The following is a 15,737-nucleotide window of genomic DNA, read 5'->3' as shown; positions in this document are numbered from 1 at the left end:
AATCAGGCCGGGACGACCAGGCCGGGGCCCTGCTTCGTCGCGGTGGCGAAACGCTCAGCGGCGTCGGCCCAGTTCACGACGTTCCACCATGCCTTGACGTAGTCGGGCTTGACGTTCTGGTAGTCGAGGTAGAAGGCGTGCTCCCACATGTCGAGCAGAACGATCGGGATGATCGCGGCGGGGATGTTGCCGCTCTGATCGGTGAGCTGCAGGATCACCAGGTTGCCTGCGATGGTGTCGTAGCCCAGGATCGCCCAGCCCGAACCCTGCAGCGTGGTGGCAGCGGCGGTGAAGTGCGCCTGGAACTTGTCGAAGCTGCCGAACTGCTGATCGATCGCGGCGGCGAGGTCGCCTTCCGGCTTGTCGCCACCGTTGGGCGACAGGTTCTTCCAGAAGATGGAGTGGTTGGTGTGACCGCCGAGGTGGAAGGCGAGGGTCGCCGAGAGTCCGTAGACCTTTCCGGCGATGCTGCCGTCCTCACGAGCCTCGGCCAGCTTGGCGAGGGTGTCGTTGGCGCCCTTCACATAGGTCGCGTGGTGCTTGTCGTGGTGGAGCTCCATGATCCTGCCGGAGATGTGCGGCTCGAGTGCCGCGTAGTCGTATGGAAGATCCGGCAAGGTGTATTCAGCCACGGGTTTCCTCTCTCTGCTCAAACCTTCGAGTCTGTGCTCAACCTGCGAGCGTTCATACCGTCGGGCACTGCTTCGGCTACTGCTCTTGGGCTCGCGCGGGGCCTTCACTGAGTGTTGTGGACGCTCGCGCGGGTAGTTCCAGCCTTCCGCAGACAGTGGGGGAATGCAACAAACACGACCCAACTAACTTCAAGTCGGGTTGAAGTATCAGAAGGCCTATGTGAGCCGGACGCCAACGAGAAGGGCTGCGCCCCAATGGGATTGATGTCAGTAGAGAATCAGCGCGAAGAGGAGCACCAGTAACGCGACGACGCTGAGTCCAATGGTGATGCACGACTGTCGGACGTTGTAGGCCGCGCTCGGAACACCGCGACGCGATCGCGTCACCCGTGATTGTCCCGAAGCGTTAACGGCCATGGAGAACCTCGTCCCGAGTTGTCGATCGTGTGCGGCTGCGCGTTGCCGGTGCGACGCCAGAACCAAGAATAGTGACTGGCATCACAGCGATGTGCGATTAGCCAGAATAGTAGACACACTTCACGCTATGACTCAAATCACGCCGAGGCAGGCCAACCGGACCCTGCTCTCGCGGCAGCATCTGTTGACCAGAGTCGACGACGACGCCATCGAGGTCATCGACCGCATCGTCGGTATCCAATCGCAGGATCCGTCGAGCGCTTTCTATGCGCTCGCGTCGCGGATCGACGAATTTCAGCCCGACGAGCTCGACGCTCTGCTCACCGACCGCGAAGTGGTCAGGATCGCGCTACTGCGAAGCACCGTCTTCTTGCTCGACGGTCTCGACGCACGATGGATTCGTGCGCTGGCACAAGACACGATCGACGCCGGAGTGCGCTCCAACCGAAGCCACGCGCTCGTCTCGTCGACGCCCGAGGCGGTTCACGCCGACGCCGCGGAGCTACTCCGCGGTCGAGCACTCGGCGGTGCCGAGTTGAAAAGCCTATTGGCGCAACGGCATCCGGACGAAGATCCGGCTGCGCTCTCCGCCCATGCGCGGTGTGGACTGCCGCTCGTCCAAGTGCCTCCGCGGGGATTGTGGAAGGGCAGCGGCGCGCCCACCTATCAACTCCTCGACGACTGGATCGGTCCCGGTGAGCCGGCCCTCGTCGGCGACGACGCTCGAAAAGAGTTGATACGCCTGTATCTTCGCGGCTTCGGTCCTGCCTCGGCCAAGGCGATCGCGACGTGGTCGGGGCTCACGCGCCTGCGCCCACTGCTCGACGAGATGGCCGCCGATTGGGAACTCGTGGAACTGGAGGGACCCGCGGGTGAGGTCCTCTTCGACCTCGACGGCCTCGCACTCGCCGACCCGGACGAACCGGCGCCGGTGCGGTTGATCGCACCCTTCGACCACATCCTCGTCGCACAGGCCGACCGCTACCGGATCGCCGACGACGCCGCCTACCGACGCACCGTCACACCCAACGGCCGCTCGCCGGGGTTCGTGCTTGTCGACGGCCGGCTCGCCGGGACGTGGCGCCCGGGCGACGGACCCGACGTCGACGTAGAGCTGTTCTCCGAACTGACCCGGGCGCAGCGCGCAGAACTCGACGCCGAGGTCGAGCGCCTGCGTGAGTTCAGAGCGAGCCGCTGACACCGCTCGGCCGGCTCGAGTCGTGCTAGTCGCCGGTACGCGGATTGCGGGACGTGATGCAGTACGGCCGCCCGACTGGATCGGCCATGACCGTCCAATTGTCGAAACGTTCGACGACCCGCGCACCCCAGTCCTCGTGGCGAGCCACCTCCTGCTGCACCGAGTTCGTTGCAAGATCGACGTGCCCGGTGGCCGACATCTGGCCGTCGGGGTTGACTCGCTGAAGCAGGATTCCGACGGCCAGGTGCGGATCGCGTTGTAGCCGAACGAATTCGGGCCGTGAGACGGGCTGCGTCGGCCTGCCGGTGAGCCGCGCCCAGAAGGTGAGTTCACGGTCGAACAGACTCGCGGGCACGTCGATGCACACCTGGTCGATGATGCTGATCGTGTCGTCGGGCCATCGGATGGGTCGTGACCTCGACGACTCGCCGGCCCAGTCGACGAGGCAGAAGATGAACCCCGCGGGCGATTCGAGCACGAGGAGCTCGCCGAGGTCGTCGCGAATGTGAGCGCCGAGTTCGACGGCCTCGAGCGCAGATGTCCTCGGGTCGTCGACATGGAGGTCGAGGTGCACGCCGCCCGGGCCGGACCCGACCCGCTGCACACGCAGGTGCGGGTCACCGTTGAACGGTTCGAGGGTTGCGAATTCGCGGTGGTCGCCGCGTGGCGGTGACACCGTACTGCCGGCGATCGCACGCCAGAACGTGACCTCGTCGCCGAACTGGTCGGCAGGAAAATCCAGAAACGCCGTGAGCCACCGGATGTCCACGGCTCCAGAGTCTACGGTCGGCTCGAGCGTCGCGTCGGGGGGTGTCGGACTCGCGCACTAGACTCGATCCAATGAATGGGCCACTCGGCGAGATCGTCAAGAAGTTCCAGAAGTCCCGCGCAGACAAGGTTGCGGTGGTGCGCCTCGATGGCGTCATCGGACATGTCGGGGCGGGTCGCGGGATGACCATCGACTCGGTCGAGCCGATGTTCAAACGCGCCTTCGAGACCGAGCGCGTCAAGGCCGTCGTGATCGTCATCAACTCGCCGGGGGGTTCGCCCGCGCAGTCGGAGTACATCGCCGAGCGAATCCGACAGCTCTCATCCGAGAAGGGCGTGCCGGTTCTGGCGTTCTGTGAAGACATCGCGGCGTCCGGTGGCTACTGGATCGCGTGCGCGGCCGATGAGATCTTCGCCGCGCACACCTCACTCGTCGGGTCGATCGGCGTTGTCTCGTCCGGCTTCGGCTTCAACGAGGTGATCGACCGGCTCGGGGTGCAGCGTCGGCTCTACACCGCGGGCGACAACAAGGCCAGGCTCGATGCCTTCTCTCCCGAGAACGCCGACGACGTCGAATGGCTCAAGGGAATGCAGTCCGAGCTGCACCAAGCGTTCATCGCGTGGGTCAAGCAGCGGCGTGGAAAGAAGCTCGCCGGTACCGACGAGGAGTTGTTCAACGGCGACATCTGGATCGGCGCGAAGGCCCGCGACGTCGGGCTCGTCGACGGCATCGGAGTGATGCGGTCGGTGGTGGCAGAACGCTACCCCGACGTCGAGATCACGGTGATTTCCGCCCCGAAGCCGATCCTCGCTCGGCTGCTCAGCGGCCCGTCGGGTGCAGCTGCGCTGACCGATGCTGTCGTCTCGGGAGTTCTATCCGCTGTGGAGAAAACTCAGCGGATCGAGTTTCGCTGAGCAAACCATCCACAGTTGTCCCCACGTTATCCACAGGGCTTGTGATCTTGACCAGATCGTTTACGACGGCGCCGACAATTTCACTGATGTGAAGAGAATATGCTGGCTGACCTGCTGATTAGTGACCGGCATCACACGTTGTGGACACCCGAGCTCGAGTTGTCCACAAATCCACAGCCTCATTCACAGGTTGACACTCGTCCGAGTTGTCTAAAGCGACGCTTGTCAAACCGGCATGTGGATAGCATTATGCAGACATACATAGCGGGATGTGGATGGCGTTCGCGCGTCCGCACGCTGTCAAATTGCGCGTCCCGCGCACGACGGACACGCTCGAAGCATCAGCGAGCCTCGACGAGACCGTGACCGTCGGGTTCAGGCGAGGTGGCAGTTCCGCCCCTGCGCGATGTGCCAACATGGAAACGTGAGCATGGGCGACATTCCACAGGTACCGGTGACCGAGTTGCCGGACGACTTCACCGACGAGCCCGGCCGCGTTCTCCTCGACGTGCGCGAGGACGACGAATGGAACGCGGGGCACGTCCGAGGCGCAGTGCATATACCCCTCGGCGAGATTCCCGGCCGACTGGACGAGATCGACCTGGACTCAGAACTCCTCGTCATTTGCCATTCCAGCGGACGCTCGATGCGTGTCCTGCAGTACCTCGAGCAGGCGGGAATCGACGGTTCGTGTGTGCGCGGCGGCATGATCGCGTGGATCGAGAACAACAAGCCGGTGCAGACGGGACCGGGAGACACGGGTTCCGGCAACTCTCCGGACGCGAACTAGCGGCGGCACGATGTACGACATGTGTCCGCGGTGCCGCATCCAGGCACCGCACCGGGACGGGCGCGAGCACTGTCCGCGCTGCGGCGGCAACCTCGTGGTGGTCGAGTCCGCTCAGGCGGCCGCGCGGGTCCCGCGCCAGTCGGGGCCGCCCACCGCCGGGCCTCCCACACGTCCCGCCGGGCCCCCCGCACCTCCCGCCGGGCCGCCGGTCAACCGCCGCGCCGCGCCGCGGCCCGCGCCCCAGCAGCGTCCACAACAGACCCAAGCGCCTCGCATGTACCGCAGCCGCAACGTGCGCTGGGTGGCCAGGCGACCACCCGAATCGTTTCCGCAGCGTCGACCCCAGGTGTATCGCGGTCCACGACTGATCCCTCGCTACACCTACCTGCCGCGCTGGGGACTGCGCGACGATCCCATCGACGAACATCGGCTCGACGCTCCCGCTGAGCGCGCGTCCGAGACGCTGCGAAGCGCGCTCGTGATCAGCGCAGGAGCCCTCGCCGCGTCGGCCGTGGTGCATCTCCTCCGCTACATCCTGCTGGTGATCAATCGGGGCACCCCGCTGCCGGCGTGGCTGATCGTCGTGAGCGGCGCCCTGGTCATCCTCGCTGGACTCGTCGCCCTGGTCGCCGTCATCAGTACCCTCGTCGCCACTGTGCGCTGGTTGATCGCGGTGCGCGAACACGCTTATCGACACCGCGGACGCCGCGATCCGCGCCCGCGGTGGCAGATCATCGTCCTGGCCGGTATCCCGGTGGTCAACGTGATCGGGGCTCCGCTGCTGCTGCATGAGGCAGCCAACGCGGCGGCCGACGACTGGCGCGAACGAGGCGTCGACGGCATGACGCGCGCGGCACTCGACCGACTCTGGGTCGCGTGGGCGCTCGTCAACGCACTGGCCATCTGGGCGGCAATCACCTGGGCGGTCTCGCTGGCCTCGGGCTCGATCCAGACCGGCGCCGACGCCCTCGCCTTGATCACCATCAGCGCAGCGGTGTCCGCAGCGTTCGCATTCTGGGCGTCGCGCCACCTGCCGAACGTCCTCGTCGCCGATGACCCCGTCGTCAAGAAGCGGTGGGTGGCGGTCGCGTGAGCACCGTCGAGAAGGTGTCGCGGTCGGGAAAACCCGCCGTCGTGGCGCATCGGGGCGCGTCGTCGCAGGCGCCGGAACACACCCTCGCCGCATACGAACTTGCGCTCGACCAGGGTGCCGACGGCCTCGAATGCGACGTCAGGCTCACCGCCGACCACGAACTCGTCTGCATCCACGACCGAACCGTCGACCGCACGTCGAATGGCTCCGGTGTGGTCAGCGAGATGACTCTCGCGGAGCTCCGTGAGCTCGACTTCGGCAGTTGGCACGACGCAGACGCGCCCGCTTCGGTGCTCACGCTGCGCGACCTGCTCACGCTGACTCTCGACTGGCGACGCCCCGTGCGGCTGTTCATCGAGACCAAGCACCCCGTCCGTTTCGGAAGTCTCGTCGAGCAGAAACTGCTCGAGGCGCTGCACGAATTCGGCGTTGCCACACCGCCGTCGGCCGATCACAGCCGCGCCGTGGTCATCTCGTTCTCGTCGGCGGGCGTGTGGCGGATTCGACGTCACGCGCCGATGTTGCCGACGATCCTGCTCGGCGACACGGCCCGGGTCCTTGGCGGTTCGGCGGCGACCGCGGTCGGTGCGACCGGAATCGGACCCTCGGTCGAGACGCTCCGCATGCACCCCGAGATCGTCGACAAGGCCGCGGCAGCCGGACGCGTCACGTACTGCTGGACGGTCGACGAGCAGGCCGACGTCCAACTCTGCGCAGACCTCGGTGTGCGTTGGGTTGCCACCAATCGACCGGCCAAGGTCCGTGACTGGCTGGTGACCGTCGACTGATCCCCAACGTGAGAGGGTGGACCCATGGCCAAGAAGAGCAAACGAGGATCCGGTCCGCGTCCCGGGAGTAACCGAGCCGAGCGCGTCGCCGCGCGAAAGGCCCGCGCTGCAGCGACACTCGAGCCCTCACCCCGTCCGTTCGCGGGCCTTGCGGCCGAGTGCGACCTGGTGGCACTGCGGTCGTTCGTCAGTTCCGCGACAGCGGTACTCGACCTCATCGAGCCGGGGCCCACGCTGCCCGAACCTACGTCGGTGATGCCCGACAACGCGCCCCGTCCCGCCCCCAAACCGGGCGAGCGCAACAAGGTGCTGCTGGCAACCATCCTGCCCGGTGCCGTCCCCGCCGTCGTGCGCGAATTCCGCACCGCGCCACAGGGCGTCGCGGCAACGCAAACCGATCCCGATCCGGATGACGTCAACTCTGCTCTCGCCCAGTCGATTTCATGGGCTGCGCACGCGAAGATCGGCGACGAGTACGCGGGTCCGGCGGCGGAGTACGACGGTACGCTCGCCGACGTTCTGAAAGCCGATGCGCCACTGGACATCATCGTCCACGACGACTTCTCGTGGTGGTTCCCCGACGGTGCCGAGGTGCCCGCCGAGATCGCTCCGATGGTCGAGCGCGCGAGCGACACCGTGCTGCCGACAGCGAGGCTGCACCCCAAGAGCGGCGTCGGCGCTCCGTGGTGGGTCGACGCAGGCGATCGCGCACACCTTCGGTGGGTACGACCAGAAGCCGAGGACGTACTGATGAACGCGCTGGCGCGGTTACACGCGGCCGGGCACCTCACGCTCGGTGAGGGCTCGCGGTTCGCCGGTTCGTTCCGCACGCATGGTCTCTTGGTGCCCGTCTTCGATCTCGACAACGAGATGCACCACGAAGAGTGGTATCCCGGCCTCGATCAATTCGACGCCTGGCTCGCCGAAGCGCTCACCGCCACAAGCGATCTGACCATCGACGAGCGCAGCTCACGAGATGGGCTGCGTACCCGCCAGGTGACGATTCGCTGACCGCTCAGTTTGCCTTCTGGTCGGCTTTGGTGAAGATGACGTACTGGGCAGAGGTCTGCTGGTACACGTCCTTGGGGTCGGTGCCGACCAGCTCGGCCACGTACCGGCCATAGCTGACCTCGCACCAATAGCCCGTGACATTCTGGGTGACCTCGGAGAGGCAGCGCGCCGCAGGAAGATTGGGGGGTGCGGGCACGGGCTTCATTCCGCGCGCACGGTTGGAATTCTCGAAGGTGTCCATGATCTTCTTCGCGCCCTCGGGGGTCTTCGCCCGGTAGACGGTTGCCCTGTCCATCGCGTTGGCGGTCGATCCGACCTCGTTCAGCAGGCGGAAGTCTGCCGGCGGATCCGACGAGAAGAACGACATCGATCGCGGCCCGTATACGGCTCGGACGTTACCCGGATTGGGCGTCTTGACCTTCGCGTCCTTGATCTCCTGGTCGGTGTAGGGCAACGCATAGATCAGGATGTGGTTCTGGTCCATGATCAGCTGCTTCTTGGGCTGATTGCGTGCCTCCCGTTCGGCCTTGGTCGGCGTGGCCGGGAACTGATCGATCAGTGCGGTCTGCAGGTCGACGGCCTTCTTGATGGCAGGCTGTAGCTGGTCCTTCTGCGCGTCTGTCGTCTGGTAGTAGGTGAAGAGCACGTAGGTGTTGTGCGCGGTGATGGAGACGAGGGCGGTGGTTCCGTTGGTGTTCCCGGGGACCGAGATCACCCGGCTCCCCGACATCCCGTCGACGCGAACCGTGGTGGCCTTGGGGCGCTTGAGATAGGCGTCGGCCATCTGATTCGCCGCGGCGGTGGCGTCGGCAGGGGTGATGTAGCGGGTCACGAAGTTGTTCAGTTCCCGCTTGGTGCCCGCCCGAATCGTCTCGTCAGGCGTAGAGGCCGAAACGACGTAGCCGTAGAGGATCGCGTCGTTGGCCTTCACATTTGCGACGTCGTCGCCGACGACCGCTCGGACATTGGTCGTGCTGTAGAGAACCTGCATCGGCAAACCCATGTTGGTCAGGTCGGCGTCGATCTCGAACGGCGCGACGATGTACTGCGCCATCCGCTGCGCGTCGTAGGTGACGACCTCGTCTCCGGTTGCCTCACCGAATGGTTTCCGAGGTTCGGTCGGGTACTTGCCGGTGTCGAGGGACTTGACGTCGACGACCGCGTTCGCTGCCGGGTCGGAGTCGTTGACAGCGTTGCCGTCGACGGTGCACCCCGCGAGTGCGGCGGCAACGGCGAACAGTGAAACTGTCTGCGCGACAACGTGTTTACGACGCATCGGTGCTCTCTTCATGTTGTTAGTTCGCATTCTGATCGGCCTTGGTGAGAATCACGTACTGAGCGGAGGCCTGCTGCTGTACGTCCTTGAGGTCTTCGCCGAAGACCTCGCCGACGTAGCGGCCTACCCGAACCTCGCACCAGTATTGGGTGAGATTGCGCGCGATCTCTTGAGCGCATCGCGCGCCGGGGAGGTTGGGTGGTGCCGGCTGCGACTTGCGCCCGCGGGTTTTGTTGCCTGTGGCGAGGGTGTCCATGATCTTCTTGGCGCCATCGGCGGTCTTGGCCCGGTACACGGTCGACCGCTCGACCGCGTTGGCCGTCGAGCCGGTTTCGTTCAAGAGCGCGAAGGTGCCGGGCGGATCGTCACTTCTGAACGACATCGCCCGAGGGCCGTAAACGGCTCGCACGTTGCCCATATTCGTGTCGGCGATATCGCCTTCTTCGAGTTCCTTGTCGCTGTAGGGCAGCGCATAGATCAGAACGCGGCTCTGGTCCATGAGGAGCTTCTGGGAAGGCCGCGTGTGTGCGGCCGCTTCCTCCTTGGTCGGCGCCGCCGGGAACTGATCGATCAGTGCACTCTGCAGATTGACCGCTTTGCTGATCGCGGGCTCGAGCATGTCCTTCTGAGCGTCGTCGACCGTGTATGAGGTGACGAGCACGTAGGTGTTGTGGGCGGTGAACGACGCCATCGAGGTGTTGCCCGGCTCGCCGCCGGGGGATGTCAGGACACGGCTTCCCGACAATCCGGCCGGGCGAACCGGCGTGGTCTTCGGTCGCTTGCCGTACACATCTGCCATCTGGTTCGCGGCCGCGGTGGCGTCGGCCGCGGTCAGGTATCGCGCCACCATATTGTTCAGTGAGCGCTTGGTCCCGGTGCGCAACATGCTGTCAGGAGTCGACGCCGAGGCGACATAGCCGTAGAAGACGTTCTCGTTGGCGGGAACTCCGCCGACGTCCTCGCCGACAACAGCCTTGACGTTGCTCGACCGACTGAAGAGCATCTGTGTCGGCAAGCCCATCTGAGTGAGATCCCGGTCGATTTCGAAGGGCGCGACGATGAACTGCGCCATCCGCTGCCCCTCGTATTGGAGGACATTCTCGACGGTCGGCTTGCCGAACGGCTTGCGTGGCTCGGTGGGGTACTTACCGGTGTCGAGCGACTTGACGTCGATTGCTGCGCTCGCGGCAGGGTCGGAGTCGTTCACGGCATGCCCGTCGACAGAACAGGCGCTGAGCAAGATCAGCGCAGCAAGTGCGCTGGTCATCGCCGCACGCGTTCCAGGGCGCATGCCAGCCATCACGTTGTTCACCCCCTCCGGTGCTGCGCAATCGGTCGGTTCCGGCCACTGACCGAATTGTTCACTTCGCTCAGCAGGCTAGTACACGACGCCCCGATGACCGCTGCCCGTGTCATTCACGTCATCTAGATGGCACAGTGCCAACGGCAGGACGTTAGACTCACGCCCTGTCGGGCCGCGGATGGGGTTTCGGTCGGAAGCGGTGTACCGGCAACGCGGCGCCGCGGCGAATCCGTCGGGGCATGAATGACGTCCGGGCATCAGCGACGTCGAGGCATAAACGATCGGGTACGGGGCGAGAGAATGGCTGCACAGGCGCAGGGTGCGACGGAGCGGAAATCCGCTGCCGGCGACGCGTCGGCCATTGTCGATGCCGCTTCGACGGTGCTCCGCGCCTACAAGATGGACACCCTTGCCGACGTTGCCGCCGCCAAACTCGCCCGCGACCGGCAAGCCCGCACGGTTGTGGTCGTCGGAGAGGTGCAGCGGGGCAAGAGTTCGCTGGTCAACGCCCTCGTCGGGCAACGGGATCTGTGCCCCGTCGGTGTCGAGGTGACCTCGTCGACCGCGGTGTCGGTCACCGTCGACTCCGCCCTCGACGTCGACGAGACGGCCGAGCTGTTCTTTCCGTCCGGGACGTCGCGGACCACGCCCGTCGACGAACTCGCGCAGTGGGTGACCACCGACGGTGCACATGTCCGCGATCCACAGGCCGAGGAGCTTCCGACGTCGGCCGCGGTCGCGGTGCGGACTGCACGCGTCTCCGACATGACGATGGTCGACACCCCGGGGGTTGGCGGGCTCGACGTCGGGTTGGCCAAACTGGCTACGCAGTCGGCCCAGCAGGCGTGTGTGCTGGTTCTGGTGTGCGACGCGTCGTCGCCGTTGACTGCCCCGGAGATGGAGTTCGTCCGCGAGGCGTCGTCGACAGTCGATTCGGTCATCGTGGTGGTGACGAAAACCGACAAGAATCTTCGACGCTGGCGAGAGATCGTCGGTGAGAACGAGCGCCTGCTGACCCGCGAGATCGGACGTCCATTCCCGGTTTTCGGGGTGTCGAGCCTTCTCGCGTCGCTCTCGACCGAACTCGCCGACCCCGCAGAGCAGGAGCGGCTGGAGCACGAGAGCGGCATCGCGACGTTGCGTTCCGAACTCACCCGACGACTCGACGCCGCGGCCGAGCTCCCGGAGGCCGACGCGGTGCGCACCTGCCTCGAAGGTCTGAAGGTGTTGCGCTCCAAGATCTCTCGTGAACTCGACGCCGTGCAGGCCGGCGCGAAGGCGCTGCCCGACCTCACTGCTGAGCGGGACAGGCTCACCGAATTGCAGGAGCAGGCACGCGAGTGGGAGCAGTACCTCGCCCGTGACCTCACGTTGCTGCGGCAGCAGGCGGTCGATGGTCTCGAACGACGCCTCGACGACGTGCGCGACAAGTGGACGCTGTACGTCAACAAGCACGGCATGCAGGTGCTGCGCCGCAGCGAACAGAAGTTCACCGCCGACATGCACGCCGACCTCCAGTTGGCGATGGCGCAGACTCTCGCCGAGTTCCTGCAGCGACTTCACGACACCGTGGTCGCGCCACGATTCACCGACGACCCCACCGTGTGGGAAGAGTTGCGCTCGCAGATCGTCGAATCCATGCAGGACAAGCGAATCGAGACACATCAGGTCGCGAGCAAGCGGCACGGTCTGCTCGATCCGACGCTGCTGACGATGGGTGTCGTCGGATCATCGACGCTCGGCGGAATACTCGGACTGAGCGCTCTGATGGGTGTCGGCGTCGTGGTCGGCACGGTGTGGGTCGGCGTGAATCTGGGTTTCCGCGCGATCCGAGCAGGCAAAGCGAACCTGCTGACCTGGCTGCGGGAGACCATCGGAGCGACGAAGGCAGCAACCGGTCGCCTCCTCGAGAGTGCCGTCGCGCAGGCGCGGCCCGAGATCGTCATCCGCTATCGAAACTATCTGCGTGAGAACATCGAGACCCTGCAGAACACGATCAACGAGGTTCAGAAGGCGGCGCAGTCCGACTCCGCGTCGCGCGACAAGACCGTCACTCGTCTGACGTCGAACCTCGAGGTTGTCGACAAGCGGATCGCCTCGGCCGAGAAGTACCTGGCTCAGGTGAAACGATGACCACGTCCTCCGGCAACGATCCGGTGCACGCCGCTCTCGATCGCGGTCTGCGACAACTCGCCGGTCTCGGTGGCGACCTCGTCGAGCACGCCAACTCGATCGGCACCATCCTGTGGTCGCCGCCCCGCGTGGTCATCGTCGGACGGCTGAAGGCCGGTAAGTCGACGCTGGTCAACGCGCTGATCGGGGCGCCGGTCGCCGAAACCGCTGCGCTCGAGGCCACCAACGTCGTCACCGTCTACTCCGATGGCAGCCCGTCGCGTGCCGAGATCGTCGGAATCGACGGCCGACGCCATCGCGTCGCCGTCGCGGCTCATCAGCCGGTCGACCTACCGCTGCCGTCGTCGGAGATCCAGTTTGTCGAGCGGTGGATGCCGTCGGCGTCGTTGCGCCAGCTCACGCTGATCGACACGCCCGGATTGTCGACGCTGACAACCGAAAACGACTCGGCGACGAGGCGCGCCGTGATCGACGGGTTCGAGCAGACGCGCACGGCGTCCATCGACGCCGACGCCGCGGTCTTTCTGTTCGACGCCGCGCCGCGCACCGACGAGATCGAGTTCCTCTCCCAGCTCCCATTCACTCCGCTCAACATGCTCGGAGTGTTGTCGCGAGCCGATTCGTTCGGCGAGGGCGCACTCGGACGACGCGACCCGATTCCGTACGCCGCCGACCACGCGCGCGTTCTGGCCAAGCAGTTGTCGGAGACGGTCAGCGACGTCGTGGCGATTTCCGGACTCATGGCCCAAACCAGCCACACCGGCATGCTGACCGAGGATCTAGCGGCGGCGTTGGCGCGGCTCGCGCCGTTGTCCAGGCTCGACGTGGTGCGCACATTCGACAACGACGACGTCCGCAGTGAACTGTCGCCGCAGGTACGCGCGCGCTTGCTCGGCCTACTCGGGGAATACGGCGTGCTCAACGGTCGCCAGATCGCCGCGCGCGGAGCGTCGGAGCTCAATGCCTGGCTGATGTCGCTGTCGGGTATCGGTCAGTTGCGTGGCGAATTGACCACGTCGATAGCCCGGTATGCCGTTCTGCATCGGGCACACCGTATTCTTGCCCGACTCGATCAGTTGGCTTTCACCCATCCGGCGCGCGATCACATTCGGACGCTCACGATGGAACTTCGCAACAAGCCGGAGTTGCATCTGGTCACCGTCCTCGAGGACTACCAGCGCATGCTCCGTACCGACCCCAACGCGGCGGTCACCGAGGAACTGCACACCATCCTCCGTGCAACTTCAGCGGCCGGGCGCGTCGGGCTACCCCCATCCGCACCGTCGCATGCCGTCGCCGCAGAGGCACAGCGTCGTCTGGCGATCGCGCACCAGCGTTCACTCGCCACGAGCTCAGCGGCAGAGGATGCCGCCATCGTCACCCTGATCCGCAGCTACACCCCGTTGACCACACCGACCGCCACCAGATGAGCAACCGCTCACCGAGCAACACACAGGACACCCACACGCATATGTCACCGACCTGGATTCTCGCCATCGACTTCGGTACGTCGAATTCCGCTGCCGCGCATTCGGGTGCGACAAGCGGAAGTATCGAGACGCTGTCGCTCTCGCATACGAGCAATCTGATGCCGTCGAGCGTGTATGTCGCGTCCCCCGAACGGATTTCCGTCGGTGAGCCCGCGCGCAACCTCGCGCAGCAGAATCCGGTCGGTTTCGTCGCCTCTCCCAAGCGACTGATCACGGGTGCCCCCACGACGGTGATCGCCGGCTACACGATGCCGTCGGCGCTGCCGGTGGCCGCGGTGATGTCGGCGATCATCTCCCGCGGCAAAGCAGCGCACGCGGGGCAATTGCCGGCGCAGGTCGTCCTGACCCATCCCGAGGCGTGGGCGCCACAGCAGGTCGGCGTACTCGCCGAGGCGGCGATGCGTGCGGGCATCGACGGCTCGCGCATCACGACCATCTCCGAACCACGCGCTGCCGCAGCGCATTACAGCCGATCACACGCCATGCAGCCCGGAGCGCGGATCGCCGTCTTCGACTTCGGCGGCGGCACCCTCGACATCGCGGTACTCACAGTGACCGGGCCGAACGCGTTCCAGGTGATCGCTGCGCGCGGTGACAACGGCCTTGGTGGCAAGAACATCGATGCGCTGATCCAGCGATGGGTGGAGCAACGGCTCGCCGACCGCGACCCTGAACTGGTCGAGTGGCTGCGTCGACGTGCGCCGGTCGACGTCATGCAGAGCCTGCAGGAGTCCATCCGCAGCGCCAAAGAGCTGCTGTCCGAAGCGCCCTCGGCGACCATCACGATCAACAACACACCGCAGGGTCGGCAAACCCTACAGATCACCCGCGACGAATTCGACGAACTGATCGCGCCGGCAGCCGAGCAGGCGTTGCGTCTGACCAGGGCAACGCTGCTCGACGCCGGGATCACGCATCCGGAACAGTTGACAGCCCTGTACCTGACGGGCGGGTCGTCGAGGATTCCGCTCATCCAGCAGCGGCTCGGTGAAATCGGTCCCGTCGCCACGCTCGACGACCCGAAAACCGTTGTTGCACAGGGCGCTTTGGTGACAGCGGTCGGCGATCGTGCTGCCGACACCCGTGAGCGTCCGGCCGCCCCGGCCGCAGCCGACCTGATGGCGCCGACCGCGCAGCAGGCTGCAGACGGCCGATATCCCGCCGGTGCATCGCAGGCGCCCGCCGGGCAGCGCGCTGCGGCGACGCCGTCGCCGACACCGCCGTCGTCGGGCGGACGAAAGTGGGGTCGGGTCGCGCTCGTCGGTGTCGCGGTCGTCGCGGTGGCCGGCATCGTGGTCGGTGGTATTGCGCTCGCGAATCGTGGTGGCGGAGATGACAATCCGAACCAAGCGGCGCAAAGCTCGACGGCCGCCACGCAGACGGCGGCGAATGGTAGTGCGATCGTCACAGATGAGAAGCAGCTCTACAGCCTCCTGCCCTCGGCGTTGCAGGACGGCGTCGAAGATTGCCGCAAGAGCGACTTCACCACCAATGGCGCGCTCTCCATGATGTGCAACATCAAGGAGGACGGACCGTTGGGGTCGTTCTTCGAGAAGAAGTCCTACGGGGGAATCGACGGGTTCGTCAGCTTTTCGTCTGACTCCACGGGAGCGCAGAGCTCGATCACCTCGCTCCGCAACGGAACCCAGAGCGACGGGAAGGGCACGCTGGTCGAGGATTCCGCTCGCGTGTCGGCAGCGGAGATCAAGCCGGACGGCGGCACCAAGTCGTACATCGCGACCTACGCGAACACGTCGACCAACCTCCAGGTGACCACGTTCGGACTCGAATCGGTCGCCGACGGCAAGACGTATCTGAGTCGCGCCGGATTGATTTCCTGATCCGCGGAACATTCCACGCATCCGGTCGCATCCAATCCCTGAAAGCGTCCAAACCCTGCACGCATCAGTAAGCCCGCTCGAG

General features: G+C 65.5%; 14 protein-coding genes. 9 read left to right on the top strand and 5 right to left on the bottom strand.

Features of this window, described 5'->3' with window-relative positions:
- Nucleotides 1-2: 2 nt before the first annotated feature.
- On the bottom strand, nucleotides 3-632 hold the full coding sequence (locus A5788_RS22840) for a superoxide dismutase (protein ID WP_005206140.1): 630 nt from the start codon (nucleotides 630-632) through the stop codon (nucleotides 3-5).
- 267 nt (nucleotides 633-899) lie between these two features.
- Entirely contained in the window at nucleotides 900-1,049 is a 150-nt protein-coding gene (locus tag A5788_RS24170; RefSeq protein WP_197494605.1) for a hypothetical protein, read from the bottom strand.
- 127 nt (nucleotides 1,050-1,176) lie between these two features.
- On the opposite strand from A5788_RS24170, the gene A5788_RS22835 reads away from it, so the two are divergent.
- Nucleotides 1,177-2,247, top strand: a complete 1,071-nt coding sequence (locus A5788_RS22835; RefSeq protein ID WP_049700238.1) for a winged helix DNA-binding domain-containing protein — start codon at nucleotides 1,177-1,179, stop codon at nucleotides 2,245-2,247.
- Between the two features lie 25 nt (nucleotides 2,248-2,272).
- Here A5788_RS22835 and A5788_RS22830 read toward each other — a convergent pair whose 3' ends face one another.
- A complete protein-coding gene (locus A5788_RS22830) occupies nucleotides 2,273-3,016 on the bottom strand; it encodes a VOC family protein (protein ID WP_049700237.1) in 744 nt (247 codons plus the stop codon).
- A 71-nt stretch (nucleotides 3,017-3,087) separates the two neighbouring features.
- On the opposite strand from A5788_RS22830, the gene A5788_RS22825 reads away from it, so the two are divergent.
- The 5 genes from A5788_RS22825 (at nucleotide 3,088) to A5788_RS22805 (ending at nucleotide 7,612) form a co-directional block, all read left to right on the top strand.
- Entirely contained in the window at nucleotides 3,088-3,930 is an 843-nt protein-coding gene (locus A5788_RS22825) for a S49 family peptidase (protein ID WP_049700236.1), read from the top strand.
- 430 nt (nucleotides 3,931-4,360) lie between these two features.
- The gene (locus A5788_RS22820) at nucleotides 4,361-4,720 is read left to right on the top strand and encodes a rhodanese-like domain-containing protein (RefSeq protein ID WP_049700235.1); all 360 of its coding nucleotides are present in this window, start codon (nucleotides 4,361-4,363) and stop codon (nucleotides 4,718-4,720) included.
- 301 nt (nucleotides 4,721-5,021) lie between these two features.
- Complete coding sequence (locus A5788_RS22815; protein WP_231894316.1) at nucleotides 5,022-5,813, top strand: DUF4328 domain-containing protein; 792 nt, start codon at nucleotides 5,022-5,024, stop codon at nucleotides 5,811-5,813.
- On the top strand, nucleotides 5,810-6,601 hold the full coding sequence (locus tag A5788_RS22810) for a glycerophosphodiester phosphodiesterase (RefSeq protein ID WP_049700315.1): 792 nt from the start codon (nucleotides 5,810-5,812) through the stop codon (nucleotides 6,599-6,601). Before A5788_RS22815 ends, A5788_RS22810 begins: the two co-directional genes overlap by 4 nt.
- A 24-nt stretch (nucleotides 6,602-6,625) precedes the next feature.
- Complete coding sequence (locus tag A5788_RS22805; protein WP_049700233.1) at nucleotides 6,626-7,612, top strand: DUF5926 family protein; 987 nt, start codon at nucleotides 6,626-6,628, stop codon at nucleotides 7,610-7,612.
- 4 nt (nucleotides 7,613-7,616) lie between these two features.
- Here the strand turns inward: A5788_RS22805 and A5788_RS22800 are convergent, their stop codons facing one another.
- Nucleotides 7,617-8,903, bottom strand: coding sequence for a DUF7373 family lipoprotein (locus tag A5788_RS22800; protein WP_231894315.1), 1,287 nt, complete (start codon nucleotides 8,901-8,903; stop codon nucleotides 7,617-7,619).
- 4 nt (nucleotides 8,904-8,907) lie between these two features.
- Nucleotides 8,908-10,179, bottom strand: a complete 1,272-nt coding sequence (locus A5788_RS22795; protein ID WP_231894314.1) for a DUF7373 family lipoprotein — start codon at nucleotides 10,177-10,179, stop codon at nucleotides 8,908-8,910.
- A 312-nt stretch (nucleotides 10,180-10,491) separates the two neighbouring features.
- On the opposite strand from A5788_RS22795, the gene A5788_RS22790 reads away from it, so the two are divergent.
- The 3 genes from A5788_RS22790 to A5788_RS22780 are packed head-to-tail and all read left to right on the top strand — an operon-like array spanning nucleotide 10,492 to nucleotide 15,655.
- Nucleotides 10,492-12,324 (top strand): dynamin family protein, encoded by a 1,833-nt coding sequence (locus A5788_RS22790; RefSeq protein ID WP_049700231.1) that lies wholly within the window; start codon nucleotides 10,492-10,494, stop codon nucleotides 12,322-12,324.
- Entirely contained in the window at nucleotides 12,321-13,754 is a 1,434-nt protein-coding gene (locus A5788_RS22785) for a GTPase (protein WP_049700230.1), read from the top strand. The genes A5788_RS22790 and A5788_RS22785 overlap by 4 nt, the downstream gene beginning before the upstream one ends.
- A complete protein-coding gene (locus tag A5788_RS22780; protein WP_049700229.1) occupies nucleotides 13,751-15,655 on the top strand; it encodes an Hsp70 family protein in 1,905 nt (634 codons plus the stop codon). Before A5788_RS22785 ends, A5788_RS22780 begins: the two co-directional genes overlap by 4 nt.
- The last annotated feature ends 82 nt before the right edge of the window (nucleotides 15,656-15,737 follow it).

The organism is Gordonia sp. 852002-50816_SCH5313054-c (assembly GCF_001665925.1).
GTDB classification, from domain to species: domain Bacteria; phylum Actinomycetota; class Actinomycetes; order Mycobacteriales; family Mycobacteriaceae; genus Gordonia; species Gordonia jacobaea.
This window is presented reverse-complemented; position numbering and strand designations above follow the sequence as displayed.

Coding starts and splice junctions, on each gene's coding strand:
- A5788_RS22825 (WP_049700236.1), top strand. CDS start 3,088: ATGAATGGGCCACTCGGCGAGATCGTCAAGAAGTTCCAGAAGTCCCGC.
- A5788_RS22805 (WP_049700233.1), top strand. CDS start 6,626: ATGGCCAAGAAGAGCAAACGAGGATCCGGTCCGCGTCCCGGGAGTAAC.
- A5788_RS22785 (WP_049700230.1), top strand. CDS start 12,321: ATGACCACGTCCTCCGGCAACGATCCGGTGCACGCCGCTCTCGATCGC.
- A5788_RS24170 (WP_197494605.1), bottom strand. CDS start 1,049: ATGGCCGTTAACGCTTCGGGACAATCACGGGTGACGCGATCGCGTCGC.
- A5788_RS22780 (WP_049700229.1), top strand. CDS start 13,751: ATGAGCAACCGCTCACCGAGCAACACACAGGACACCCACACGCATATG.
- A5788_RS22800 (WP_231894315.1), bottom strand. CDS start 8,903: ATGAAGAGAGCACCGATGCGTCGTAAACACGTTGTCGCGCAGACAGTT.
- A5788_RS22795 (WP_231894314.1), bottom strand. CDS start 10,179: ATGCGCCCTGGAACGCGTGCGGCGATGACCAGCGCACTTGCTGCGCTG.
- A5788_RS22835 (WP_049700238.1), top strand. CDS start 1,177: ATGACTCAAATCACGCCGAGGCAGGCCAACCGGACCCTGCTCTCGCGG.
- A5788_RS22790 (WP_049700231.1), top strand. CDS start 10,492: ATGGCTGCACAGGCGCAGGGTGCGACGGAGCGGAAATCCGCTGCCGGC.
- A5788_RS22820 (WP_049700235.1), top strand. CDS start 4,361: ATGGGCGACATTCCACAGGTACCGGTGACCGAGTTGCCGGACGACTTC.